Consider the following 25,754-nt stretch of genomic DNA (forward strand, 5'->3'; position numbering starts at 1 on the left):
TTGGTTGGCTTCGCAACCCCAGCCTCTCACCCCCGCCTCGGGTGAACAACCTTCATAGCTTCGACATCTAGGCCGCCTCCGTCCAGCGCATCCCACAACATCAAGCCGAGCCGGCCGAAATCGGGCGCATAGATCTTACGCGCCAATGTCACACCGCAAGGGGCGCTCCTCGTCATGACTACGACGGTCCCGATGGGACCGGAGTCGAGATGGAGCATCACATGAAGATCGTCGTCATCGGCGGCACCGGGCTAATAGGCTCCCAGGTCGTCGCCAACCTGAGGGACGCCGGCTACGAGGTGCTCGGGGCCTCGCCTAATACGGGGGTGAACGCCGTCACGGGCGAGGGGCTCGCGGATGCGTTGCAGGGCGCCGGCGTCGTCGTCGACGTCGCCAATTCGCCCTCCTTTGCCGACGACGCGGCAATGGACTTCTTCGTCCGTGCCGGACGGAACATCGCGGCGGCTGAGAAGGCTGCGGGCGTCATGCATCACGTGGCGCTCTCGGTGGTCGGGACCGAGCTCCTGCTCGATAGTGACTACTTCCGCGCAAAGCTTGCCCAGGAGGAGCTGATCGCCTCAGCAGGCGTGCCCTGGACCCTGGTCCGCGCCACGCAGTTCTTCGAGTTCGTAGGCACCATCGCGCAAGTGGCAATCATCGACGGCGTTGCGCGCGTGACCTCCGCCTCAATCCAGCCGATCGCATCGGCCGACGTGGCCGCAAAAGTCGCCGGGGCCGCGCTTGCACCACCGCGAAACGCCACGATCGAGATCGCCGGTCCTGAGCGTATGCCGATGGTCGAGTTAGTCAGACGCCACTTCGATGGAATCGGCGACACACATGAAGTCGTCACGGACGACACCGAACCGTATTTTGGAGTGCTCCTCGAAGACCGATGGCTGACTCCCACCGGTGACGCGTGGCTGTCGGAGCGTCGCTACAGCGACTGGCTGGCGGCGCAGCCGAAGCGCGTCGCCTGAGGGACGCCGCCGATGGATGCGGCCTACGTCTCGGCGCTTTCCGCGCTTGCGGGTTCCGCTATCGGCGCGATGGCCTCCGTCGCGACGACATGGCTGACGCAACACAGCCAGGAGCGGGCAACCCTGCTCGTGCAGGACCGTGCGCGACGGGAAGCGCTCTACGGCGAGTTCATCCGGGAGGCGTCGACCTTGTTTGGCGACGCCTTCGAGCATGACCTCGATGACCCGGCTAAGCTGGTGAGCCTCTATGCTATCGTCAACAAGATCCGGCTCTTCGGAGAGCCGGCGACGCTTGAGGAGGCGGAGCGTGTCATGCAGCGCATTGGCGAAACTTACTTCGCCCCGAACAAGAAGATCTCTGCTTTCGCGGACATCCACCACGCCGGCGACCTCGACCCGCTCTGTGCATTTTCGACGGTGTGCCGCAGAGAACTCGCAATCGCCCGGCGTTGAGGATCAGTGTGGCATCGCCGCTCCCGTTGCTCCTCCGAACAGCCTTGCCATACGTTCGAGCTTGTCCGGGTTGCGGGTGAAGTAGATGCCGACGATGAGTCCGTCCTCGATGTCGAGAGCAACGGTCTGGAGCGTTCCGCCGGGCTCCAGGCTGAAGTAGCCCGGCAGGCCGTCGATCCAGAGGTCCTGCAGCTTCTGGGCATGCTGGATCCACGCCTTCCGCGCAACGCCCTCGAACATACGCGTGACCTTGTCGATCCCGATGATCGGCCGCGGGAATGCGTGCACCTTCCCGCCCCCATCGGAGTGCACGACGACGGCATCGGCGAGCATGCTGCGGAGCGCGGCGACGTCGCCTGTCGCCGAAGCCTCGAAGAAGGCCTTCGCGATGCGCGTCCCCTCTTCCCTCTCGATGGGGAAGCGCGGGCGTGCGGACTGCACATGTTTCCTGGCTCTTGCAGCGAGCTGACGGATAGCTGGCGGCTCACGCTGAAGCGTCGCCGCAATCTCTGCGAGCGGGACCGAGAAGACGTCGTGCAGCAGGAACGCAGCCCGTTCCAGAGGTGACAAACGCTCCAAGGCGAGCATCAGTGTAAGCGTCAGGTCATCCCCAGGGGCTTCGTCCGGAGCCATGGCAACGGGCTCTGGCAGCCAGGTTCCAAAGTATGTCTCTCGGCGGGCGCGGGCGGACTTCATGACGTCCAGGCAGAGCCGAGTGACCGTGCGCGAAAGGAAGGCACCGGCCGACGCTACACCAGCATGGTCGACATGCCGCCAGCGGAGCCAGGCGTCCTGGACGACATCCTCGGCCTCGCCGAGAGAGCCCAGCATGCGGTAGGCGAGCCGGACTAGCCGCGTCCGCTCCCGTTCGAAGACGAGGGTTGGATCATCAATGGACGGCATGGCGAAACGACCAGACGCTGAGGGCAGCCGCAATGAGCGCAGGAAGCGTCACCGCTGGGAAGTCGCGGGGGAGTACCTCCGGCCCGCAAATGCCTACTGCAACCTCCCACACGTGGAACAGCGCATGCCCCGAAAGCCAGATCGCGCCCATGCTCCAAAGCATTACACGCGAACCGGGTCTCACCGTACCGTACGCAAATCCCGACCCGATCAGTACGAAGATCAAGCCAATATCACGCAGGAAGTGCTGATTGAATGGGCCTGTCGTCGTCACGCCCGACACGGCGAAGTACCATGCCTCAGGTGAGGCGAGCATGAAGATGCCGTTGCTCACCAGTCCTGCGCCGAAAAGGCCAGCCAGTACCGGAATTGCTTTCCTCATCGCGCGCTCCCTGCGAAATTGGTCCGCGAGGGTGACGACGCGCCGACGTTGGATGTGACATCGGATGCAACTTATCTCGACGCTTTCATAAAAAGCCTCGGCCTTGCACAGCCCACCTCACCAAATTCGAGTTGGCCGAGCTGATGTCCGAGTGTCGCGTTGAAGCGCCTAATCAAGCCACGAGAGGGAACACAGGTACGCACTGACCCAAACGAAGCCCTCAATAAACGACCGCTTCCGAGGAACTCTAGTACGGGCATCAACGGCGATCTTGGGTCGTTAGCTGGCGGACTGCTTTCTGTGAGCAGGCGCTGAAAGCTGACATGCGTCGATCGGTGACCCAAAGGTCGGCCTTTTGGCCCGCAGTGGACATTTTTTGCTGCCGCTGCCGCGGTGCATGACCTCCAAAGGCAGGTTCGGCAGAAAAAATTCGTGCCGCTTGCTATTCCTATGCGCGAAGCTCTAAACTGAACCGCATGGTTCAGTGTTTCAACCCCCGACTCGATCTCTCGTTTGCGGCACTGTCCGATGCGACCCGCCGCGGGATCATCGACCAGCTTGGCCAAGGCGACACGTCGATCACCAGTCTTGCGGACAAGTTCCGGATGACGCTGACTGGCATGAAGAAGCACGTTCAGGTTCTTGAGCGGGCGGGGCTCGTCGTGACGCAAAAGGTCGGACGGGTGAGAACCTGCAGGCTTGGGGAAAGCGGTCTTAAGGCGGAAGCCGAGTGGATCGAGACGCATCGCAAGCTCTTCGATGCCCGCTTCGCAGCACTGGACGAAATCATCCGCGAAATGAAACAGGAGGGAAGTGATGGATCAGCAATTTAGCAGTGCGGGTGGTGCGCAAAACAGCACATCGGTCGAGCGCAGAGGGGATCGCGAAATCGTCGTAAAGCGGACATTCGATGCGCCGGCGAGCACGGTTTTCAGGGCGTGGTCCCAGCCCGAGTTGTTCCAGCGCTGGTGGGTGCCAAAATCGGCATCCGGAGTTTCGCTCCTATCATGCGATATGGACGTCCGTACAGGCGGCAAATACCGGCTGGAGTTTAGCGCCGGAGGGTCGGACACGATGGCCTTCTACGGCAAGTATATTGAGGTGGTGCCTAACGAACGCATCATCTGGACCAACGACGAGGGCAAAGATGGTGCGATCACGACCGTGACCTTCAAGGACCAGGGAGGGAAAACGCTGCTGACTTTCCACGAAATCTACCCGTCCAAGGAGAAGCTTGAGGAAGCGCTACAGGGCTCGGCGGCAGGGTTGCAGGAACAGTTGGAGCAGCTCGGCGAACTGCTTCCCAGCATATGCGAATAACGCGGCTGAAAACTCGCCTCGGGGGAACGTCTGCACTTGGGAGGCGACTCCGCCGGCTTCTCCGGCCGGAGCGGGCGCGAAGCAGCCGACCGAAGATGGCCGAAGAACGAACCCGCTGCGCGGGAGGGCGCAGATGGTGAGGTCGCGGTAGCATCCGGACCGTCGCGCGTCGTTTGAGGCCTGTCGGCGGCGGGCCGAGCATCGCGGCTCCTTCATCCGAGGAGCCCGACGATGCACGATCTGCTTCCCGCCCCTGCAATCAGCCCGCTACGCCAACGCCTGATCGAGGAGATGAACCTGCGCCGGTTCTCGCACGAGACCCAGCGCAACTACCTACGCGATGTCGGCCGTCTGGCCACCTTCCTCGGACGCCGGCCCGACACGGCCAGCGCGGAGGATCTGCGCCGCTTCCAAGTCGAACAGCGCGAGGCCGGCGTGCCGGTGCCGACCCTCAACGGCATCGTCTCGGCCCTGCGCTTCTTCTTCACCCACGCCCTCGACCGCCCGGATCTGGCGCGCCGGCTCGTCCGTCTGGCCTATCCGCGCACGCTGCCCGTGGTGCTCAGCCGCGCGGAGGTTGCCCGCCTGCTCGCCGCCACGACCTGCCTCAAGCACCGGGCGGCCCTGGCCGTAGCCTACGGCGCCGGCCTGCGCGTGGCCGAGGTCGCGGCGTTGAAGGTCACGGACATCGACAGTGCGCGCATGCTGATCCGGGTCGAACGAGGTAAGGGCGGCCGGTACCGCAACGCCCTGCTCTCGGCGGATCTGCTGGCCCTACTGCGCCAGTGGTGGCGGGCCGGCCGCCAGCAGGGCGTGATGCTGGGCGACGGCTGGCTGTTCCCCGGCCAGCACGCCCTCAAGCCGGTCAGCACCCGGCAGCTCCGCCGGGTGGTCGTCGAGGCCGCACGGGCCGCCGGCATCGCCAAGCGCGTCGGCCCGCACACCCTGCGCCACAGCTTCGCCACCCACCTCCTGGAGGACGGCACCGATATCCGGGTGATCCAGGTCCTGCTCGGCCACGCCAAGCTCGACAACACCGCCTTCTACACTAAGGTCGCCACCCGCACGGTGCGCACCGTGACCAGCCCCCTCGATCGGCTCGGCCTGTTCGAGGCCGGGGAGAGCGCGGCCGGCAGCTGACGCGCCGGGCCGACCCCCGTGCTGGAGGTCGCCGACGTCTTCCACGCCGCCGGGCCGGCCTACCGTGCCGCCCGGGCCGGGCACCTGAGCCTGCACCAGCGCAAGGTCATGGCGGCGATCGAGACCTGCCGCACCGCCGCGCTGGGCGGGCACGTCGAGGCCTGCGACGGCTGCGGGCACACGCGCATCGCCTACAACTCCTGTCGCGACCGGCACTGCCCCAAATGCCAGGGCGCGGCGGCCCGCACGTGGCTGGCCGCGCGCGAGGCCGACCTCCTGCCGGTCGGCTACTTCCACGTCGTGTTCACCTTGCCCGCCGAGGTCGCGCAGATCGCCTTCCAGAACAAGGCCGCCGTCTACGACCTGCTGTTCCGGGCAGCCTCCGAGACGATGCTGACCATCGCCGCCGACCCAAAGCATCTCGGTGCGCGCATCGGGCTGACCGCCGTCCTCCACACCTGGGGCTCGGCGCTGACCCACCATCCGCACGTCCACATGATCGTGCCCGGCGGCGGTCTCTCGCGCGACGGTACCCGCTGGATCTCGGCCCGGCCCGGTTTCCTGCTGCCGGTGCGCGTCCTCGCCAAGCTGTTCCGCTGCCTGTTCCTCGCCGGGCTCATCGCCCTGCACGCGGCCGGACGGCTCGCCGCCTTCGGCAGCCTGTCGCCCCTGGCCGAGCGCAGCGCCTTCCGTCGACGTAGCCGCGCACCAGCACAGCACGGTGGCCGTAGGCTGTGGGCACCGAGTAGTCGTTGCGGTCGTAACGCACGAGGGCGAGCGAAGAGACCTGGGCGGCGGTGCGGTCGCAGGCTTCATACGCCACCGGCGGGCGGGCTTGCAGGGCTGTCAGGTCACGCACGAGGCGCTCGCCAATGCTCTCGGTCTGGCCGCGGACCCAATGATCCAGACGCTCCAGACAGCGCTGCTCGAGATGCGCGTTCAAGGCCGCAAAGCTTGCAAACTCCGGGATGGGCACCAGGAAGTTGCGCCGGGCATAACCAACCAAGCCTTCCACCTTGCCCTTGTCGTTCCCCTTGCCCGGCCGGCCGAAACGGTCCTGGAACAAGTAGTGCGACTGCAGCTCAGCGAAGCGGCGTGTCCGTTGGCGCGTGCCGTCGCCCAGGATGCCTGCAACCGCCAGCTTGGTGTTGTCGTAGAGGATCGACTGGGGCACGCCGCCCAAAAAGGCGAAGGCCGCGTTATGCCCGTCGCAGAAAGCTTCAATGCGCTCAGCCGGGTAAGCTTTGACGAAGCCAGTGTCTGAGTGGGGCAGGTCGAGGCAGAAGAAATGAACCTTCTGACGGACACCCCCGATCACCGCCTCAGCCTCGCCGAAGTCGGCCTGAGCATGGCCGGGCGGGTGAACCAGCGGAACAAACATCTCCTGCTCGCGCGCTCGCCGAGCCCGGACATAGTCCTTCACGGTCGTGTAGCTACCCTCAAAGCCGTGCTCGGCCCGCAGGCGCTCGTAGATCCGTTTGGCCGTGTGACGTTGCTTGGGAGGCGCCGACCGGTCCGCCTCGAGCATAGCGGCAATCGCAGGCGTGACGGGATCGAGCTTGGGACAAGCGGGCGGCTTGCTGCGCCGGTAACCCGGCGGCACCGAGAAGGCCAGCATCTTGCGCACAGTGTTGCGATGAAGACCAAAGCGCCGCGCCACCTCACGTTGGCTCAGGCCCTCGATCTGACAGGCGTGGCGAACCCGTCCGTAGAGCTCCACCGAGAACATCCACGCCTTCTCCAGCTCGTGGTCCACGAGCCTCAAGAAGGCAATGCAGCGGTACAGTTTGCGACTGCCGCCCGGGCCGGACTATCCAGCCGCCTCACCGGTACACTTTGTCAGTGCCGCTCTCAGCATGTCCCTGCACTTAGCTTCGAGCTGAGAAAGGTTGGTGTTGTGGCCCGTCCGATCGTCTCAAGCACGGACGCACAACAAACGCTGGGGTCGCACCTTTTCAGTCAAGGCTCTCCGTATGTACCGGCGAAAAGCATGTTCGGGAGTATCCGAAATCAAACCCGAAAATTCTCTGGCGTGTTGAGGGATCAAAGCTCAATGATATTACTCAATTACTTATCGACCGCATATTAAGACAAACTTCTAATCACGTTGTAGTAGCTTCAAGAGATGCATTCCGAGATGCTCGGCCGCCATTTGGGACCCGATGTTCGTGAAGCCGAGGAGCAACGCCGAAGCCCCCTCTCTACCCATCGCCCATTCCGTCAATGCTTCTCCGTAAAGTCCTTCTTCTCGCATGCTCGCTACTAGGCGGCGATCCGACTGCGCGCCATTTAAGCGAAAGATCAAATGCATGCCTCCCGGCTGTGAGTCACTCCGCATGTATTTCCCCAGCACGCTTTCCAAGCCCGCTGCTGCCGCTTGCCGACGCTCGGCGTAAAGCTTCCGCATCCGATGAATATGGCGGGCGAAGTGCCCTTCCGATATGAATGTTGTAACGATGGCTTGTGTAAGCTGAGGGCTGCCTCCCGCAAAGGTTTCGCTGATCTGCTCGAATTGTTCGACTAAGGATTCCGGCACGACGACATAGGCAAGCCGAATGCCGGGAAAAAGCACCTTGCTGAATGTGCCCGCATAAATTACCCGGCCATCACGGTCTAAGCTCTTCAGTGCAGGCAGGGGCCGACTCGCGTACCGGTATTCGCCGTCGTAATCATCCTCAACCACCCACGAATTATTTCGCGCAGCCCAGTCCAACAGTTCCAAGCGCCGCGGCAAGGACAGAGACACACAGAGGGGGCTCTGATGCGCAGGCGTAACCACGGCTGCGCGCGCTCGTGGCGCCGCTCTGACTCCAGCCGAGACGACCATGCCCTCCCGATCTACCGGCACCGGGACTGCTACTCTGCGCATTTGTCTCAGGAGTTCTCGCGTCGGTGGGTAGCCAGGGTCTTCGAGCCAAACACGATCGCCCGCCTTCAACAATGCATGCGTGATCAACTCCACCGTATGACGATACCCCGACGTCACGAATATCTGAGATGAAGAGCAGCCGATCCCACGTGATACGTGGAGGTATTTGGCAAGCTCGGCTCGCAGTGCCTCCATGCCGTATACGGAAGGATGAGCCATGTCAGACGGCTGCATGGCACGGACACAGCGCGCGCCCAGACGGGCCCAGATCTTCCGCGGGAATAGGTCCAGAGCTGGCAAGCCCATTTGAAATGGCAAAATCGAGTCCGGACGGAAGCTGGACGCAGCAATGTGGCTCTTGGATCGGGGTATCTTGCTTACGGCGGGCGTGACCGGCTTGAGGCCTGGTGTCACAACCGTTCCTGCCTGGCCGCGGGCTTGGATGTACCCCTCGGCAGCCAACAAAGAATAAGCTGCTTCGATCGTGCCTCTTGCCAAACCCAACTCTTTGGTCAGCGCTCGTGCCGAGGGGATCCGGTCGCCCGGCTTCAACGATCCGCCTTCGATGGCGCCGCGGAATCGGTCATAGATCTGGCGGTAGAAGGGCTCCGCCGCGGCCGGATTCAGGGGGGAGATCTTGGCACCTTTTGCGACACTCATGACCTAGTCATTTCTGGCGTCGAGTAAGGGCCAGTTATAATCCGAGATCCCGGCACACCAAATCCGCCGCGTTCCAGAGAATGCTTGCGGAAGCTCAAGCTGCAATCCGTACGGTTCTTGCGTCGGCATCCAGTGACCCTGGCGCTAGCGGGCTTTCTCGCCGGCTCGTGTTCGGCCGACTTCGTGAGGATCTGCTGCACCCCATTGCCCTCCCTTGTTAGTGGATCCGGATTGGTGGTGACGCCTCATGTGCGAGGTTAGCTCGCGTCTGGCGATGATAATCACGGCCTAGCCTCAATGTCGTTTCATGGACCTGGATGCAGATCCCCTCGTTTGTACAATGAAGGCCGTTTCAGCATTTCAGCCCAGCACCGCTTGTCGAATGGCCGTCAAAAGCTGAATTCACTCGGTCTGATGCCATGAAGGTCGGCCCTTGCGCTTGTCCTTGGCCCGGCACTCCAGCGGAAGGCGGTGGCGCTATGACCAGGGGCGCTCGACAACGGAGGAGGCGGGTCCACCTCGTCTGCCGGACGAGCCGTGAACCTCTGAAGCTCTGCGGTAAGTCTTGGGTCTGTCCTGAATGCCTCACTGGAGGAGTGCAAAAATGAACAAGCGCCTGTTTCTCGCTGGGGCGACCGGAGCAATGGGTCGCAGCCTCGCACCTCTTCTCGTTGCATCCGGTTGGCTGGTCGTCGGTACGACGCGTTCGATGGACAAAGTTCCAAGCCTGACTGCGATGGGCGTGGAGCCCGTCGTGGTCGATGCCTTCGATTCCGACCAGTTGACCGATGCCGTGCGTCGTTTCCGGCCAAGCGTGGTTGTCCATCAACTCACCGATCTACCGCCCGCTCTCGATCCGAGCAGGATGGCCGAGGCCTTGGTGCGCACTGCCCGTCTCCGGGAAGAGGGGACGCGCAACCTCATCGCCGCCGCGCGCTCGGCTGGTAGCGAGCGCTTCGTGGCCCAGAGCATCGCGTTCGCCTACGCTCCCGGGCCGACGCCGCATGCCGAAGCGGATCAACTGGATGTTGATGCGGAAGGCGGGGCGGGTGTCACGGCACGAGGAGTCACGAGTCTGGAGCGTCAGGTTCTCGAAGCACCGATGACCGGGGTCATCTTGCGCTATGGAGCGCTATACGGACCGGGTACGGGTTTCGATCGACCGACGTTTCCGGGAGCGGTGCATATCGATGCTGCAGCAAAGGCCACCGAGCTCGCCGTCAGCCGAACTGTCGCCGGCGTGTTCAACATCGCGGAAGAGGATGGCTTCGTCTCAAGCGACCGCGCGCGTCGGCTGCTGGACTGGAAGCCAGAGTGGCGGCGCGAGCATGGTTTGCTCTCTGTCTGATTTCCGAGTGCGAGGGCTACCGCTCGAAGGGCCACTTCCGTACCGCGATGACGTTCTCCCACGTTCTGCGTTCCTCTCAACGGTAATAAATCGCCCAGCAATCGCTCGACTTACCTCCAGCAGGACGGCCGACGGAAATGCCAGGCGGCCCGCTCGTGCTCAAAGCGGGTGTGAAGTCGTATTTCCGGGTCAGCGATGGCCCGCTTCGGCAGTCCCGGCGGGGCACCGAAAGACGGGCGGGATATCACCCGCGCTCCGGGATGAGATCGCGATACGAACTCACCACTCCACCAAAATGGTGCCGCCAGAGGGCAATGCCGAGCCTGCCCGATCGGTCGACTGAGGAGCCGACAACAAGATCTGCAACGAGCGTTGGAGATAGCCCAGCATCAAACAAGGCGAAACCGGCCGCCAAAACACAGGTGTCAGCCTGAATGCCACAGACAAGTACGCGTTCGGTCTTGAGGCTTCGGAGATAGTCGATCACCTCAGGTGTGGGCGAGTAGCCGTGCTTGATGAAAATCCGGTCGGCGGCGATGAGCGCCTCGTCATCGGGCGCCGGCGCCCAATCCAGCTGGCGTCGAAACGGTACGCGGCTTTCGTTGTGGCGCTCGACAGTAGCTACGGATGTTATATGTGGCAAAAGTTCTTCGATGCTGCGGATCAACTTGGTTGGTGGCGAGAAGCTGCGCTGCACGTCAACGATCAGAAGAGCTTGCCGCATGATGGCCCTTGATAATCCCGCTACGAGCAGGGTTTGATTGCTCCTCGTTCAAGCGCTCAACTCCTGGCTGAAAGTAACCTTCTGCACGTGCCGAGCCTTTGGACAAGATCTTCGTAGGGAGGCGAGGTGACGTCGTCTGGCTGGTCCTCAGACGTCGTACAAGACTTTAGATAGCGGCTGGTCCGTTCTCCTGCGGCCGAGCCCTCGAGCGGCTCTGAGAGCCTTTCGCGCGCAAACTCCTGGGCAAGCCAAATCGGCTCGATCCCATGGCATGCTCCAGCCATGGCGAAGCCGGTGACAAAATCACGCGCAAGGGCACGCAGCAGCAGGCTCATCCGCCGACAGCTGATCCGGAGACCTTGGCGAAGGATCGTACGAACCCGCCGCGAGCGCCCTCGTCGAGCCGGTACGGGCGTCGGAAGGCTGCCGCCTGCGACGCTTCGTGTGTAGGCGATGCGCTCTACCTCGGAAGTGAGTTCCGGAATGCGTCGCAGCATCATGCCGACCTCGCACAGGGAGGAAAGCTGTACCTTTCGCTTGTGGTCTTACAGCTCAATGTCGAGCCAGCGTGTTCACGTTACGGTGGAAATCCGCCTCGCCAGCGCAGGCGGGGCGGGCGGTTATGCAAACTTAACTGGCAGTGCGAACACGTACCCGCCTCCGCGCTCCGTGAGGATGATGCGGGGGAGGCCCGGGTTGGGCTCAAGCTTGCGCCGTAGCCGAAGGATCTGGACGTCGATGCTGCGGTCGAAGACGTCCTCGTGCACGCGAGTCGCCTGAAGCAGATGCTCGCGGGTCAGGGGGCGCTGCGGAGCCGATACGAAGGCGAGAAGAAGAGCGTATTCGCCCTTGGTCAGCACAACGGCGTTCCCATCGGGGTTGGTAATTTGACGCGTCTGTGTGTGGAGCCTCCATTCCCCAAACCTGTACTGCGCTTGGCCGACGATCTGGTGGCCGGTGGTCTTCACCAGGACCGGCCGGTACTGCCCCGCCGCGAAAGCAACGGCGGCCCGGACATCGGCCGCGCTCTCCGGCACCACGATCACCGCGGGCACCAGCTCGTGGTTCAGGTTCCAGACGGCGCGCTCGTCGTCGTATCCCGCCTCGCCCGCCAGAAGGACCGAACCCGCGACCGTGGCCACGAGGGGCGCGACATCCTCCGTCGATAGCGGCGGCAGGGACGAATCTCTGTAAGTCATGGCATGCATCCAAGGAACGGAAGGAGGGTTCTCGAAGCCGGACCGGATGGCCGGTATCGGCAGGTGGCGGTTCGGTTCGGTCAGCCGCGCGAAGTCTGGTCCGCGTACGGGCCCGAACGACTGCGTGGATGGTCCTCAGCCACCCGACTCGAACATCGCCTGGAAGACGTCGTGATTGCCGGCAAGCAGAATGGGCGCTCTCGGCAGGAATTTGCGTTCGGTCCGCTCGAAGCCTGAGTACGTCAGCAGATCTTCCGACCGTGGTACTCCGACGAACAGCCTCATCGTGGTTCGCGTCTCATTTGCAGCCATCAGGAGCATGTCGCGAGGGTAGTGCAGCAGCTGCCAATGAACTTCGAACGCGCCCAGATATTCAAGCCACTCGCCGGTGGAGATCGTACATGTTGCCCAGAACATGGGAAGTACTCGCAGAGACCGGAACTTAAATGTGTCGAAGGCTGAAGAGGCGCTCAGCCATTGCGGAGCGCAGATCGGCGGCCTCTCCCACCGCCATCCTCGCCGAAGGCATCGACCTCGACCCACCGCGTGCCTTCGTCCGCCAGAAGCGGCAGGAGCGCGGACAGCGCGAACCCCGCCGCCACCCAGCCGAGATGTTCCGCGACGCCATCGGCGACGATCAGCGCGCCCGCTGCCGCGCCCGTCGCGCTGCCGAGGTAGATGGCCGAGGAGTTCAGCGACAGGCTCACGGGCGCCAGGGCCGGGGCCAGCGCGACCAGCCGTGCCTGCTGCGCCGTCATGAGCCCCCAACTCGCCAGACCCCAGAGCAGGATGGCCGGCAGCAGGACCGGCATAGCCGAGGTCGGCCCCAGTCCCGGACCGAGCGACAGCACGAGATAGGCCAGCAGTGCGAGACCTCCGCCGACGATCACGGTCGGGCGCGCACCCCAGCGGTCCGCCGCGTCGCCTCCGAGCCGTGTACCAGCCGCGCTCGCCAGGCCGAAAACCAGCAGCACCAGCGCCAGCCCCTGTGGGCCGACGCCGGCCACATCGGCCAGGAAGACGCCGAGATAGGTGTAGATCGTGAAGGTGGCGGCCACAGTCAGCACGCTGGTCGCCAGCACCAACAGCACGTCGCGTCGCTTAGCCAGCGCCAGCCGCCCACCCGGGCTGGCCGTGGTGCCTGCCGGCTGGCGCGGCAGCCCAGCGAGTATGCCGAGCAGCGAAAGCGCTGCCAGACCGGCGACGACGAAGAAGTTGGCGCGCCAGCCGAAGCCTTCCCCCACAAGCACGCCGAGCGGCACGCCGGCAACGATCGCCAAGCTGAGGCCGTTGGTGACCATAGACAGGGCGCGGCCACGCCGCTCCGGACCTCCGAGCGCGGCGGCATATCCGCTGGCCGCCGGCATGAAGCTGGCGGCGGACAGAGCCAGCAGCAGCCGAGCAGTCAGCAACGTGGCATAGTCCGGCGCCAGCGCGGCGAGCAGATTGGCAAAGGCGAAGCCGGACATGGCGACCGCCAACAGGCGGCGCCGCTCGAGCCTGGCCGTCAGCACCGCTATGATCGGAGCGCCGATCGCATAGGCGAGGGAGAACGCGGTGACCAGGTGACCGGCGGGAGCCAAGCCGACGTTCAGGTCTCGCGCCAGGGCGGGAAGCAGACCGGCGATCATGAAGCCCTCAGTTCCGATGGCAAAGGCGCCGAGGGTCAGCCAGATCAGGGAAGTCGGCGTTCCGAACATGATGACCACGCAAAAGATCAGGATTGCCTCCGCTCTGAGAAGCGGAGGAGTTCAGATGCCTCGGCAAATAGCCGAAGTGCGGTTCAATCGGCTTTCGTAAGCTCGACCGTTTTCAGGGGCTCAGCTCGCCCACGGAGCCGCGCGAATGCGCGCGCACACGTTCGGCCTGCAAATCGAATGGTCGAAGTGCTCGATATATTCGAAGTTGACTGTGCCGAATGTTGTCTGCGGCTTCTTAAAGGCCGAACGAAGCTGGTCCTGAACGAACTCGTTCTTGAAGTCGCCCCGAGGAAATGCAGAGATGGTCTGGGCGCGTTGTTCCGAAGTGTATCCGTCATACCCAATACCGAGCACGTCCATCACGACGCCCGCCTTCGTAAGGGCGATCTCCGGTCGCATGTATTCGGGCACTCCAGGCGTCGTGTGCAGGGCGATCGCTTCCCAGACCAGATCCGCCTTCGGCTCGGGAATTCCGTGACTCCTGAGGAACTCGCGCGCGGCATCGGCGCCATCGACTTCGAACCGCTTCGTGTCGGTGTGGTAGGCGTCGACGAGGCCCATGTCGTGGAACAAGGACGCGACATAGAGCAGTTCGGGGTCGAACTTCAGACCTTCGCGAACGCCTTTCATCGCGCCGAAGACGTAGACCCGCACGGAGTGATTGAACAACAGCTCGGATTCATGCTGCCGCACCAACTCGGCGGCTTCGCGTGCGATCTGACTGTCAGGGATCTTGATGCCGGAAATCTCGCTGACCATTGACCAACTCCCATTTCCAAGTTCGCGATCTCGCATTGCGACGCTGAATTCGTTCCTTGGTTCGTGAGGCCTCCCGGCACCTTCATGCAGGTCGGCGTCATTCTCAGGCGGTCAGGCGCAAGCACGCATGGTCTCCGACCATCACCGACACGGTCTCGTCCGGAATCGACAGCATGGGTTGATGGTGCGTATTCAGGATCGCCGTACGGATGGCGGGGTTTGCCTGCATCTCTGCGAGACGCGGCATGAAGGGCGACGGGTTGGTCTGCGCGCAGACAACATAGGCGAGCGGAATGTCGGGGCGTGTCTTCAGCACCTTGACCGGCTGGAAGAAAGTCTGCCAGGGCTGCGAGACCAGACGCGGCTCGACGAAGGCGATGGTCTTCGGGTCCGTGATGCCGGAAGCCGCCACAGGGACCGGCGGGATCGGAAGATCGTTCACGCGCGCAGCTTCATAGCTCGGGCGGATCTCCGGGAGGGCGTAGTCGACCAGCGCCTGCCCGTCGTCCGGCAGGAAGGCATCCAGGTAGACGATGTCGCGGATCCGCTCGGGGATGCGGGCCTGGACCCCGGTGACGACCATGCCGGCATAGCTCCAGCCCACGAGGGTGAGGTTGCGCAGGTCCTCCATCTCGATGTGTGCGACGACGTCCTCGACGTGGGTGTCTAGATCGACGCGGCCGTGCTCGAGATGCCGGCGCTCGCCGAGCCCGGTCAGCGTCGGTGCGCTCGCCACGTGACCAAGGCCGCGCAGTCTGGCGAGGACGTCCTGCCAGACCCAGGCGCCGTACCAAGCACCGTGAACGAGAACGAAACTGCGCCGATGGGCCATCGTGAAATCCGGATCTACTGTTGGTTGCGAGGAGTGCGGGAGGACAGCTTTCTCGTCGGCCCTCGTCGGCCAGACGGCGGGTCGCACGTCCTGAGCGTCTCAGTTCTTTTAAAAAATCTTCGTACTGCACTGGTCATGATGGTGCACATCGCCAGTCACTCCAGAAAACTGGAAGGTAATGGCCGTCCTCGCACCGAACTGTTCAAGGACCTGTCGGGAGTCTAGCGGCTACCACAGGAATGATATTGGAGTTGTAGCTTGCCGCACGCAACGAGGCGGGCCGTTCGATCCCCGCCATCCAACCCGGCTTTCCCGCCATGCACCCGCAACTCCGGAGGTGCGAGGCGGGGCGGGCGCGGCGGCGTGCTGGTCAAGGGAACGGCTTGCACTTGGCTGACCAGAACACCGCTACGATCTTCAACAGCGCTCCGGGCGCATGGTCGTTGGCCGCAAACCGACGGCTAGGAACCGCGCGATCCACGCCGGGACGTGCAGCGCGGTGCGTTGTCTACTCTGCGGCTTTGAGCGTGCCCGATCGCATGCGGAAGCTGTCGCGGTATTGCGCGGGCGAGAGACCTAGCCGCCGACAGAAGACCGCCCGCATTCGCTCGGGGTTGCCGAAGCCGCAGTCGTAGGCGACGACCTTGAGGGGAGCCTCGCTGCCCTCCAGCAGGTTGCGCGCGGCGTCCACCCGCGCTCCCTCCACGAAGTCGTGCGGCGTCAGGCCGACCTCCTTGAACAGCCGCCACAAGGTTCGCTCGCTGGTCTGAGCGACGGCAGCGAGTTGCCGGGCCGAGAGCGTCTCGCCGAGGTGTTCCAGCACATGCTGCTGCACTCTGGCGAGCGGCGAACCCGCGTCGACAGGTGCCGCCAGGAAGGGGCTGAACTGCGACTGGCCGCCTTGTCGCTGAGCGATCACCAGGAGCCGCTTGGCCACAGCCTGCGCGACTGTCGCACCATGATCCTCCGCGACCTGGGCCAGCGCGAGATCGATCCCCGCCGTGACCCCGGCCGAGGTGATGAGGCGGCCGTCGCGCAGGTAGATCCTGTCGGGATCGATCCTCGCATGGGGGAAGAGGACGGCGAGTTGCTGGGCGACTTGCCAGTGGGTGGTCGCCGCCCGCCCATCGAGCAGTCCGGCATGGCCGAGCGCGAAGGCGCCCGTGCAGATCGAGCCGTAGAGGTCCGCCTGTTCGGCGGCCGTCCTCAACCAAGCCGAGAGTTCATCGTCGGGCGGCGCCGTCGGAAGCTGCGGTCCGCCGGCGACGAGCACGATCGAGAAGGGCTGCTGCGCCTCCTCGAAGCCGAGGTCCGGGAGCATGCGCATGCCGTTCGACGCGGTGACGGGCTCGCGCGCCCGCGCCACCAGCACGGTCCGGTAGGACATGCTCCCGCCCAGGATGCCGTTCGCCTCGGCGAAGACGTCCCCCGGGCCCGTGACATCGAGCGCCTGGACGCCGTCGTGGATCACGATTGCGACGGTTTGGTCGGCCATGGCCACCTCCGAGATCGCGGACGTGTAGCACCGCTCTCCCAAGCGCCGCGACCGCTTGGCGGAAAATCGGGGCGGTTGGCGGAGATCGCATGGTCTATCGCGTTGCGTGCGACCAATCGGCGTCTCACTATTCAGTTCAGAGCAGATCCAGATGGTCCCGTGTTGATGTCCGAGTTCCTATAGCAAACGAGGGGCCGTCGATGTCCGAAGATCCGTCCCAGTGTGCGGAGCCGTGCGTTTCTCTCCCTGTGCTGCCACAGACGACTGGTCCGGATGCTTGCCTGGACCAAGCGTCCGCGGACAGCTTCCCCGCCAGCGATCCGCCTGCCACCCACCGCTTCGAGTGAACCTGCCACAAAGAGAGCGACGACGATGAACGTGAACCTGCACCTGCCGGAGACCGTTGCGGGCATCCGCGTGCCCGACAGCGCGATGGCCCGGGCCGCGACGCAGCTGGTTCGAGATACCGAAGACGACCTGCTGTACAATCACAGCCGCCGGGTCTTCTTCTGGGGTGCACTGACCGGAGAGCGCCGGAAGCTGAAGTACGATCCCGAGTTGCTCTACATGGGCGCGATGTTTCACGACATGGGACTGTCCGCCGCCTATGCGAGCAAGGACCTGCGCTTCGAGGTCGACGGCGCGAACGCCGCCCGCGACTTCCTGGAGAGCTACGGCGTGCCGGAGCGCGACATCGAGGACGTCTGGACCTCGATCGCCCTGCACACCACGCCCGGCGTGCCCGAACACATGCGCCCGACGATCGCTCTGGTTACGGCCGGCGTCGAGATGGATGTGCTCGGCCTCGCCTACCACGACTTCACGCCTGCGCAGCGCGAACATGTCTGCGCGCACCATCCGCGCGAGCACAACTTCAAGGAAGCGGTCATCGACCACTTCGCCGAAGGAACGATCGGAAAGCCGCAGACGACGTTCGGCAACGTCAAGGCCGACGTGCTGGCGCTCAAGGATCCGAGCTACAGACGCATGAACTTCTGCAGCATCATTCTCGGCTCGCCCTGGCCGCACTGAGCCTGAGCAGCGATCCGCGGAGGCGTCCTGGCCGGGCTGCCCATTCTCGATCCGCAGGTAGATACCCGGAGCCTTTCCCCTTGATCGCGACGACGTCAAGACACGAGCGAATACCCTCTGAGCCGCGAGGAGCTGCGCGAGGTCGTACGCCGCTCGAGTTGCCCCGGCCTCGCGGGTTCGGCGACGAGTGGGAACTCGGCGAGTCCGACATTTGGATGACCGGTGGCAGACAGCTTCCGAGCAAGCTAGATCGCGACGGATGATCGGGAGAGAACCATGATTTCGAAGTCGAGGCGCATCTCGGTTATATCTGCAGCTTTCGCAGCAGGCCTTGCCTCGGCATCGCTCGGCTCGCCGCCCGGACAGGCGCACGACCTCGAGACAGTGAAGCCGGTGTTCGAGCGCGCTGCCCAACGTACCGGGCAAGAGCCTCATTGCGTTGGTGGTCACCTATCCGCCGAGTGGCAAGTCGCTACCACATCGGCATGCCCGCTCCGCCTTCATCTACGCGCACGTCCTGACGGGCGCAGTTCGCAGCCGCGTCGGCGACGAGCCCGCCGAGGTCTACCGCGCCGGCGAGAGCTTCTTCGAGGAGCCCGCTGCCCACCACCGGATCAGCGAGAACGCGAGCGACAGCGAGGCCGCCAGTCTGCTGGCCGTGTTCATCGTCGGCGCTGGCGACAAGCCGCTGACCGTCCCCGATCCGGGAGCGGCGGCAACGCCGTAGATCCAGGTCGGCCGCCGAGGCAACCGAAGGTAGAAGGAGCACGGCATGGCACCCGAGATTTCCGACAGAGATGCGGGTCATGCAACGATGATGGCGTGGCGGGTGCATGCGTTCGGCCCGCCGACGGTGATGAGCTTCGAGAGCATGGCCCAGCCCGATCCGGGTGAGGGCGAGGTGCTCGTCAGAGTGCACGCCGCCGGCGTCGGACCCTGGGATGGCTGGATCAGAGCGGGGCGGAGTGCCCTGCCGCAGCCGCTTCCCCTGACCTTGGGCTCGGATCTGTCGGGCGTCGTCGAGGCTGTAGGCCCGAGTGACACCGGCTTCGCTGCCGGCGACGAAGTCTTCGGCGTGACAAACCCCAGGTTCGTCGGCGCCTATGCCGAATACGCCGTCGCCTCGGCCCCGATGCTGGCCAGAAAAACGCGCTCGCTCACGCATGTCCAGGCAGCCTCCGTGCCCGTGATCGCCGTCACGGCCTGGCAAGGATTGTTCGAGCAGGCTCGGCTCCAGCCCGGCCAGACCGTCCTCATCCATGGTGGAGCAGGCAACGTCGGAGCCTATGCCGTGCAACTTGCCCATCGAGCCGGCCTTCACACGATTGCGACAGCCGGAGCTAACGATTTCGCTTACGTGCAAAGTCTCGGCGCCGATCGGGTGATGGACTACCGCGCGCAGCGGTTCGAGGACGAGGTGCACGAGGCAGACGCCGTTCTCGATCTGGTCGGAGGCGAGACGCAGACCCGCTCGTTCAAGGTCCTGCGCCGCGACGGCAGGCTGGTGTCCGCGGTCTCCCAGCCCGACCAGCTTTGTGCCGAGCGGCACGGCGTCACCGCTGAATTCTTCCTGGTGCGTGTGACGACCGAGCATCTCTCACCTCTCGCCGAGCTTCTCGAAAGCGGCGAGCTCAAGACACGGGTCGGGGCAGCCCTTCCGCTAGCAAGGGCACGCGAAGCCCACTTCATGCTGGAAGGCGAGCAGGCTGCACCCAAGGGCAAGATCGTGCTTGAGGTGTCGCCGGACTGAGCTGCCGCAGATTGGATCTGCAGTCGCATGGTTGGCAGGGCTCATCAGCTTGCGGCGTCAGTGCTGCGCAACAGCTTTCCTACGCAGCGAGCTTGGCAGCAGAAGCGGAAGCGTTCTCGTTGACAGCCCTGACGGGGATGCGCTTGCCCGAAGTAGAGACGCTACCGGTGGCAGCGACGAGTTCACTCGCCGCAACAGAAGCATCAAGCTGTGGGCTCAGACGGTCAGCACGGTATGACTAATGGGCGGCCGTCCGCGACTAGCGAAAATGATCGTGGCTCGCGGCTTACCATGTGCCGCTGCGCACAAGTGCACTCTGCGATGCAACATCAATGTAACAGAGCTTGTTCATATGATTCGAGCCGATCCGTAGATCTCTCGATCGGCTGGAGAAGCAGCATGCGAACGATCCGCTATTGCGCGCGCACGGCGTTCTTATTTCCTTTGGTCGTTTCCGGATCAGTTCTAGCCGGGCCAGATGATCATCTCACCGTCAACGTACCGCTTTATCGTGAGCAGATCTGGGGTATGCAACACGAACGCTCTCGCAACGATCTTAGCGTTACTCCGCAGCCTGTACGGACTGCGCACCCTGACAAGGGCGATCTCAAGAATCAGTCGACCAAACAAAGCCAATGATGAATGGACCGGCTGTGGCGAATGCCGCAGCAATTGTGGAGCGGGCGCGGCAGTAAGCAATAAGGCCGCTCAGCCAAAGGCGGCGCTGTGAGGACACTCCTCGGCGAAGCCTTGGCTGCGGTCAGCATGCTAAAGGAACACACCCGCTCCCTTTCAGATCAAGCGATTAGTGCGTCGACATCAGTTCGACGGCCGATGCTATTCCAACCCGGGCACCGGATCAGGTGCGAAGGATTGGTCGGAACGGCAACGCGGACTGGCAGCATGCACTCAGTGCCAACGACTGGGGCAACCAGATGTTATTTTTCCTCGGTTACGGCTACCGCGTGATCGCCCACGACCGCTGCGGCCACGGCTGCTCGTCGCAGACTACGACCGGCAACGAGATGAACACCTACGCGGCCGATGTCGCGGAACTCGTGGCGAAGCTCGACCTGCAGAACGCTACCCATGTCGGCCACTCGACCGGCGGCGGCAAGGTCGCCAGCTAGGTCGCCCGAGCCGAGCTTGGTCGCGCCGCGAAGGCGGTGCTGCTCGGTGCGGTGCCGCCTGTGACGGTCAGGTCCGAAAGCAACCCGGGCGGGCTGCCGATAGAGGTATTCAACGGCTTCCGCGCGGCGCTTGCCGCTAACCGGGCCCAGTTCTACTGCGACGTGCCCTCAGGCCCTTCTACGCCTTCAACCGCGAGGGCTCGTAGATCTCGGAGGGGATCATTGCGAATTGGTGGCGGCAGGGAGTGATCGGTAGCAACAAGGCGCAGTATGACTGCACCGCAGCCGTCTCGGAGACGGATTTCACCGAGAATCTCAAGGCGAACGAAGTGCCCGTGCTCGTAATGCACGGCATCGACGACCAGATCGTTCACTACGCTGATCCGCCCCGCTCTCGGTCAAGCTCCTGAGGAACGCCACGCTGAAGAGCTACGAGGGCCTGCCGCACGGGATGTGCATCACCACACCCCGACATCATCAACCGCGACCTCCTGGCCTTCATCCGGGGCTGACTGCAGGTTCTCGTCACCGCCCTGACGCATGGCTGCGGCTGCCCGTCGGCAGCCTGCAACACTCCTGTAATGTGCCTGCAAGACACCATGTGTCAGCCGCGCACCAAATACCCGGGTCGGTTCGGCTGTCACGTGATTTCTTCCGGATCAATCACCATACATCCGGTCAACTTGGCCCGAGCGAGACGGCCGCCTCCGGCGGCAGAGAAAGCATCGGTGCGTCTTGGAGAATACATAGGCGGTTCCTTATGAATGAGACAGCGTTAGCTCGCGAGCACGCTGGCCGCGCGTCGGACCTCCCGATCCGTGTCCTCGTGGTCGACGATGATCCTGCGATGCGGGATCTACTCCACCATTACCTGGGCGAGCATGACGTCCAGGTGCAGACCGCTTCCAACCGCCAGGAGATGGCGTCACGGCTGCGGGTGGGCGAGCCGCATCTCGTGATCCTCGACCTGCGCCTCGGGTCTGACGACGGCCTGGCTCTGCTGCGAGAGATCCGCGCCCGCTCTGAACTCCCCGTCATCATCACCACCGGCCACCGCCGGGACGAGATCGACAGGGTGATCGGGCTCGAGCTCGGCGCGGATGACTATTTGACGAAGCCCTTTAGTCCGCGCGAGCTCCTGGCCCGCATCCGGACTGTGCTGCGCCGTCAGGATGCGTGGCGGGCCGCCCAGCGGGATGCCGGTAACTTCGCGACCTACCATTTCGAGGGCTGGCAGCTCTCGACGCGCACGCGCCGGCTGACCGATCCCGAGGGGAGCAACATTCCGCTGACCAAGGGAGAATACGCTCTTCTTCTCGCCTTCGTATCGGCTCCGCAGCGCCCCCTGACCCGCGAGCATCTGCTTCAGGCGACTCGCGTGCACGAGGACGTCTTCGACCGCAGCATCGACGTCCAGATCCTGCGGCTGCGGCGCAAGCTCGAGGCTGACCCCAGCCAACCTCGCTTCATCCTGACTGAGCGTGGCGTTGGGTACGTCTTCGCCCCGGTGGTGCAGGTGGGGTGAGCCCCGATGAGCGGCTCGCGGGAGGACGAGAGATCGACAACGAAGACTCAGAAGGAGCGGGGATGAGACCGAGCGTAGATTGGCTCGTTCGTGCCTGCCGGCCGGCGGTTCCCTGGGTGCTCTGCGCAGGGCTGATGGCTGCTGCGATCGCGCCTGCGCTTGCGCCTCCGCTCCCCGAAGCGGCACCGACGATTCCTGCCGATCAGGAGCCGATCAGTCCGCTTCCAGCCCCGCCGGCAGCCGATCCGCGTGTGCTCGCGCTCGGAGAGAGCCTCTTCGCGGACCCGCGCCTCTCGGCCGGCGGAGAGCGTTCCTGCGCGTCGTGCCACGACATCCGCACCAATGGGGCGGACGGCCGAGTTCGAAGCTCGGTGCCCACCGGCTCGGATCTTCTCTTCAACACACCCACGGTCTTCAATGCTGCTTTGAGCTACCGACTTGGCTGGGAGGGGAAGTTCCGAACCCTCGAGGAGCAGGCCGAGGCGTCGCTTGAGAGCCCGGAGATCATGGGCGCACGCGTCGACGAGGTCGTGGTCCGCATTCGGAAGGATGCAGATCTGACGCGGCAGTTCCGCAGCGCGTTCGGCCGAGATCCGAACCGAGCCGACCTGCTCGACGCCCTTGCGACCTACGAACGGTCGCTGCTCACGTCCGATAGCCTGTTCGACCGATGGCTACGCGGCGATACATCCGCCCTCTCGGCTGAGGAACTGAGTGGGTACGAAACCTTCAAGTCGCTGGGCTGCGTATCCTGCCACCAAGGCGTGAACGTCGGAGCCAATCTCAAGCAGCGCCTCGGCGTCTTCCGCCCGGTCTCGGCACATCGGCCCGAGATCCTGCGGGTCCCGAGCCTTAGGAACGTCGCGACGACATCGCCCTACTTCCACGACGGCAGTGCAGCCACGCTGCACGAAGCAGTGCGCAGGATGGCGAAGTCTCAGCTGAACCGGACGCTGTTAGACGAGCAGATCGACCGGCTCGTCGCGTTCCTGCGGACCCTGACGGGGACCTATCAGGGTAAGCCCCTGCGGCCGGCGACGCCATGAGGATCGCTCCCTCCGCCTTCTTCGCCGTCCCGTTGCTGCTTCTGCTGCTGACGTGGCTGTCATTCGGCGCGGTCAATGCCGACGCGGAGATATACGACCAGGCCCTGCAGAACCTAGACCGCGTAGCAGTCACCGAGAGCGCCCTGCAGAGAGACGTCCTGATGGCCCGTGCGGGGAGCCTTCGCAACTATGATCCCCTCGTGTGGGAGATCGCGGACCTCTACGGGATCGTCGGACAGATGCACTGCATCGCCTCGCCGGGTGCCCACACGGCCCCCGCGATCGAAGCGCTAGCCGCCTCGGTCCGCCGTCAGGAGGAGCTTATCGAGCGCTTCAAAACGGAGAACGCACTGCTTCAGAACTCGCTAGCGTATTTCGGCCTGTTCGGCACTGCCATCACGAGGAGCGGGGACGACAGCCGGCTGCTCGCCCGCGTGAGCGCGCTCGCTGCCGCGATGCTGCACCTGACGCTCGACACTTCCCCAGCTTCGTCAGCCGAGGTCGCAGACCGGCTGGACCGGTTGATGGAGGAGAACGGGGCACGCGACGATCCGGGCATCCAGGCGCTTCTGGCCCATGGACGCATGCTGCACCGCCTCCTGCCGAGCGTGGACGAGGTCCTGAGGACGCTTGTGGCGATCCCAGTCGAACGACAGCAGGCCGAACTTCGCGCCATGGTGCTCACCCATCAGAGCGCGTCCCGCGATACTGCACGGCGCTACCGGTTACTACTCTACGCGGTCTCTGTCTCGCTCGTCGTGCTGCTCGTCCATCTCGGATTGCGGCTCCGGTCGCGGGCCTTGAGCCTGCAGAGACGCGCCGCCCTGGAGCACTTGATCACCGGGCTGTCCCTCGGCTTCATCGATGCACCGCCGCACGAACTCGGCTTGCGCATCGAGCGAGCCTTAGCGGCACTTGCGGAGCATCTCGGAGCGGAGCGCGCCTACTTCCTTCTCTTCGGGCGGCACGGGCGGACCTTCCACTGGAGCGCGGATGGTGCAGCGTTGCCCGACGACTGGGCCGAGCGCACGCGGATGCTCGCGGCGCGCACTACTTTCGAGGGCAAGGATGTCGTTCAGGTACCACCGGCAGAGCGGGTTCAGGCGGGACCAAAGACCGATTCTCTCTCCACGCTGGGGCTGCGCGACTGGGCCTGTGTGTCCCGGATGACGGGTCAGGGCGAGGTCGGCCTCCTCGGCTTCGACGGCGTCCGATCCCGGCTCGACCTGCGGAGCGACGAGCGCGGCCTTCTCAGGATGGCCTTCGACGTCTTCGCGAACGCGGTCGGGCGCCAGTGCCTGGAACAGGAGCGAGTGAAACTGGCGCGCCGTCTGCAACAGGCGCGGCGCATGGAGACAGTCGGCACGTTCGCGAGCGGGATCGCCCACAACTTCAACAACATCGTCGGTGCGATCCTCGGCTACGCCGAGATGGCGGAGGAGCGGGTTCACCCGAGGGACCGGTCGAGGCCACATCTCAGCGAGATCCGGCGCGCCGGCGAGCGCGCGCGCGACCTCATCGACCAGATCCTCACCTTCGGCCGCCGCCGGGACGCCGCCCGGCGCCCCATCCGCGTGTCGGCTCTCGTGGCAGAGAGCGCCTCCCTGCTGCGCGCATCCCTGCCGCCCGGCATAGAGCTGACGCTTCGGGAAGGCGGAGCGGATGCCGTGGTCTCCGGCGACGCCACACAGCTGCAGCAGGTGATCCTGAACCTCGGCAACAACGCCGCCCAGGCGATGGACGGCGAGGGGCCGCTCTTGATCAGGACCGAGATCCGCCAAGTCAGGGCTTCGGCCTCGGAGCTTCCCGAGCTGCTTGCTGCCGGCCGCTACGTCCGGATCCTCGTCGAAGACCGGGGCCGCGGCATGGACGAGGCCACACGCAGCCGGATCTTCGAGCCGTTCTTCAGCACGCGCCCGGCAGGCAACGGGCTCGGGCTCGCTACGGCGCGCGAGATCGTACGCGAGCACAGCGGCACGATCACGGTCGCCAGCCAATCAGGCGCCGGGACCTGCTTCGCAGTCTGGCTTCCCTGTACGACGAATTTTGAGGATGCCAGGTCGCAAGCCATTCCCCGAGCCGCGCCCGCTCTGCTCCTGGGACAGGGTCAGCCAGTTCTGGTGTTCGATCCAGACCCGACCTTCCGTCTCAGGGAGGAGGAGGTCCTGGCGGCCCTCGGCTATGAGCCGGTCGGGTACTCGCAGATGGCCCACACGCTCTTGGCCTTGAAGCAGGCTCCCGATCGGTTCGCGGCCGCTCTGATTGGGCAGCCGACATCGCCGGCCTCGGGGCTGTGCTTCGCTTCATCCGTACATCGCGAGGTTCCCCGCCTTCCGCTGATCCTCGCGACCGGCTCGGCGGCTGACGATCCTGCCGCGCTGGCACGGGCCGGCATCCATGAACTCGTGCAGTGGCCCTTGATCGCGTCGGAGGTTGCGATGGCGCTCGCCCGTGTTCTGCCGCAGCCCGAGGATGCGATGCCGCCGGAGGAGCATTGACTGCCGCGC

23 protein-coding genes and 3 pseudogenes are annotated in these 25,754 nt (G+C 64.4%); 15 read left to right on the plus strand and 11 right to left on the minus strand.

Translation table 11 applies throughout. The annotated features are described in order from the left end of the window. The first annotated feature begins 221 nt into the window (after positions 1 to 221). Both F6X53_RS27455 and F6X53_RS27460 read left to right on the plus strand, forming a co-directional pair. Positions 222 to 980: an SDR family oxidoreductase gene (locus tag F6X53_RS27455; RefSeq protein ID WP_151004372.1), complete on the plus strand. Its 759-nt coding sequence runs from the start codon at positions 222 to 224 to the stop codon at positions 978 to 980. A gap of 12 nt (positions 981 to 992) precedes the next feature. Further along, positions 993 to 1,433, plus strand: a complete 441-nt coding sequence (locus F6X53_RS27460; RefSeq protein WP_151004374.1) for a hypothetical protein — start codon at positions 993 to 995, stop codon at positions 1,431 to 1,433. 3 nt (positions 1,434 to 1,436) lie between these two features. Here F6X53_RS27460 and F6X53_RS27465 read toward each other — a convergent pair whose 3' ends face one another. Both F6X53_RS27465 and F6X53_RS27470 read right to left on the minus strand, forming a co-directional pair. Next, positions 1,437 to 2,336, minus strand: coding sequence for a sigma-70 family RNA polymerase sigma factor (locus F6X53_RS27465; RefSeq protein WP_151004376.1), 900 nt, complete (start codon positions 2,334 to 2,336; stop codon positions 1,437 to 1,439). Continuing rightward, positions 2,323 to 2,718 carry a hypothetical protein gene (locus F6X53_RS27470; protein WP_151004378.1) on the minus strand — a complete coding sequence of 132 codons (396 nt, stop codon included), beginning with the start codon at positions 2,716 to 2,718 and terminating at the stop codon, positions 2,323 to 2,325. The genes F6X53_RS27465 and F6X53_RS27470 overlap by 14 nt, the downstream gene beginning before the upstream one ends. Positions 2,719 to 3,194: 476 nt before the next feature. Between F6X53_RS27470 and F6X53_RS27475 the strand changes: the two genes are divergently transcribed. From F6X53_RS27475 to F6X53_RS27490, 4 genes and pseudogenes are all read left to right on the plus strand, one after another. Next, entirely contained in the window at positions 3,195 to 3,551 is a 357-nt protein-coding gene (locus F6X53_RS27475; protein WP_151004380.1) for an ArsR/SmtB family transcription factor, read from the plus strand. Next, complete coding sequence (locus tag F6X53_RS27480; protein ID WP_151004382.1) at positions 3,535 to 4,038, plus strand: SRPBCC family protein; 504 nt, start codon at positions 3,535 to 3,537, stop codon at positions 4,036 to 4,038. The genes F6X53_RS27475 and F6X53_RS27480 overlap by 17 nt, the downstream gene beginning before the upstream one ends. Positions 4,039 to 4,269: 231 nt before the next feature. Beyond that, positions 4,270 to 5,178: a tyrosine-type recombinase/integrase gene (locus F6X53_RS27485; RefSeq protein ID WP_151004384.1), complete on the plus strand. Its 909-nt coding sequence runs from the start codon at positions 4,270 to 4,272 to the stop codon at positions 5,176 to 5,178. Positions 5,179 to 5,196: 18 nt separating this feature from the next. Then, positions 5,197 to 5,868, plus strand: a pseudogene (locus F6X53_RS27490) (IS91 family transposase); the annotation flags it as partial. Position 5,869: 1 nt separating this feature from the next. On the opposite strand, the pseudogene istA reads toward F6X53_RS27490, so the two are convergent. Next, positions 5,870 to 6,907, minus strand: a pseudogene (gene istA, locus F6X53_RS27495) (IS21 family transposase); the annotation flags it as partial. Positions 6,908 to 7,276: 369 nt separating this feature from the next. After that, positions 7,277 to 8,707, minus strand: coding sequence for a MocR-like pyridoxine biosynthesis transcription factor PdxR (gene pdxR / locus F6X53_RS27500; RefSeq protein WP_151004388.1), 1,431 nt, complete (start codon positions 8,705 to 8,707; stop codon positions 7,277 to 7,279). Positions 8,708 to 9,311: 604 nt separating this feature from the next. Here pdxR and F6X53_RS27505 point away from each other — a divergent pair. Further along, entirely contained in the window at positions 9,312 to 10,055 is a 744-nt protein-coding gene (locus F6X53_RS27505; protein WP_151004390.1) for an NAD-dependent epimerase/dehydratase family protein, read from the plus strand. Between the two features lie 244 nt (positions 10,056 to 10,299). Here the strand turns inward: F6X53_RS27505 and F6X53_RS27510 are convergent, their stop codons facing one another. The 7 genes from F6X53_RS27510 to F6X53_RS27540 all read right to left on the minus strand — a co-directional run bounded on the left by F6X53_RS27510 (position 10,300) and on the right by F6X53_RS27540 (position 16,764). Next, complete coding sequence (locus F6X53_RS27510; protein WP_151004392.1) at positions 10,300 to 10,779, minus strand: cysteine hydrolase family protein; 480 nt, start codon at positions 10,777 to 10,779, stop codon at positions 10,300 to 10,302. Positions 10,780 to 11,399: 620 nt separating this feature from the next. After that, positions 11,400 to 11,987 carry a winged helix-turn-helix domain-containing protein gene (locus tag F6X53_RS27515; RefSeq protein WP_151004394.1) on the minus strand — a complete coding sequence of 196 codons (588 nt, stop codon included), beginning with the start codon at positions 11,985 to 11,987 and terminating at the stop codon, positions 11,400 to 11,402. Between the two features lie 126 nt (positions 11,988 to 12,113). Further along, positions 12,114 to 12,395: a hypothetical protein gene (locus F6X53_RS27520; RefSeq protein WP_151004396.1), complete on the minus strand. Its 282-nt coding sequence runs from the start codon at positions 12,393 to 12,395 to the stop codon at positions 12,114 to 12,116. Positions 12,396 to 12,448: 53 nt separating this feature from the next. Then, entirely contained in the window at positions 12,449 to 13,678 is a 1,230-nt protein-coding gene (locus tag F6X53_RS27525; RefSeq protein ID WP_151004431.1) for an MFS transporter, read from the minus strand. A gap of 120 nt (positions 13,679 to 13,798) precedes the next feature. Next, positions 13,799 to 14,437 carry an HD domain-containing protein gene (locus tag F6X53_RS27530; RefSeq protein ID WP_151004397.1) on the minus strand — a complete coding sequence of 213 codons (639 nt, stop codon included), beginning with the start codon at positions 14,435 to 14,437 and terminating at the stop codon, positions 13,799 to 13,801. Between the two features lie 103 nt (positions 14,438 to 14,540). Further along, positions 14,541 to 15,356, minus strand: a complete 816-nt coding sequence (locus F6X53_RS27535; protein WP_210386421.1) for an alpha/beta hydrolase — start codon at positions 15,354 to 15,356, stop codon at positions 14,541 to 14,543. 421 nt (positions 15,357 to 15,777) lie between these two features. Further along, positions 15,778 to 16,764, minus strand: coding sequence for a GlxA family transcriptional regulator (locus F6X53_RS27540; RefSeq protein WP_151004401.1), 987 nt, complete (start codon positions 16,762 to 16,764; stop codon positions 15,778 to 15,780). A 390-nt stretch (positions 16,765 to 17,154) separates the two neighbouring features. On the opposite strand from F6X53_RS27540, the gene F6X53_RS27545 reads away from it, so the two are divergent. The 8 genes and pseudogenes from F6X53_RS27545 to F6X53_RS27580 all read left to right on the plus strand — a co-directional run bounded on the left by F6X53_RS27545 (position 17,155) and on the right by F6X53_RS27580 (position 25,745). Further along, positions 17,155 to 17,796, plus strand: coding sequence for an HD domain-containing protein (locus F6X53_RS27545; RefSeq protein ID WP_151004433.1), 642 nt, complete (start codon positions 17,155 to 17,157; stop codon positions 17,794 to 17,796). Between the two features lie 442 nt (positions 17,797 to 18,238). Continuing rightward, a complete protein-coding gene (locus tag F6X53_RS33900) occupies positions 18,239 to 18,523 on the plus strand; it encodes a cupin domain-containing protein (protein WP_306426591.1) in 285 nt (94 codons plus the stop codon). Between the two features lie 45 nt (positions 18,524 to 18,568). Continuing rightward, positions 18,569 to 19,546, plus strand: coding sequence for an NADP-dependent oxidoreductase (locus F6X53_RS27555; RefSeq protein WP_373875909.1), 978 nt, complete (start codon positions 18,569 to 18,571; stop codon positions 19,544 to 19,546). 399 nt (positions 19,547 to 19,945) lie between these two features. Beyond that, a complete protein-coding gene (locus tag F6X53_RS27560; protein WP_151004403.1) occupies positions 19,946 to 20,185 on the plus strand; it encodes a hypothetical protein in 240 nt (79 codons plus the stop codon). A 169-nt stretch (positions 20,186 to 20,354) separates the two neighbouring features. Continuing rightward, positions 20,355 to 21,188: pseudogene (locus tag F6X53_RS27565) on the plus strand (alpha/beta fold hydrolase). Between the two features lie 248 nt (positions 21,189 to 21,436). Next, positions 21,437 to 22,201, plus strand: coding sequence for a response regulator (locus tag F6X53_RS27570; RefSeq protein WP_151004405.1), 765 nt, complete (start codon positions 21,437 to 21,439; stop codon positions 22,199 to 22,201). Positions 22,202 to 22,335: 134 nt separating this feature from the next. Continuing rightward, on the plus strand, positions 22,336 to 23,247 hold the full coding sequence (locus F6X53_RS27575) for a cytochrome-c peroxidase (RefSeq protein ID WP_151004407.1): 912 nt from the start codon (positions 22,336 to 22,338) through the stop codon (positions 23,245 to 23,247). Beyond that, on the plus strand, positions 23,244 to 25,745 hold the full coding sequence (locus tag F6X53_RS27580) for a two-component system VirA-like sensor kinase (protein ID WP_151004409.1): 2,502 nt from the start codon (positions 23,244 to 23,246) through the stop codon (positions 25,743 to 25,745). The genes F6X53_RS27575 and F6X53_RS27580 overlap by 4 nt, the downstream gene beginning before the upstream one ends. Positions 25,746 to 25,754: the final 9 nt, after the last annotated feature.

Origin of the sequence: Methylobacterium soli, from assembly GCF_008806385.1 — a bacterium.
GTDB lineage: Bacteria > Pseudomonadota > Alphaproteobacteria > Rhizobiales > Beijerinckiaceae > Methylobacterium > Methylobacterium soli.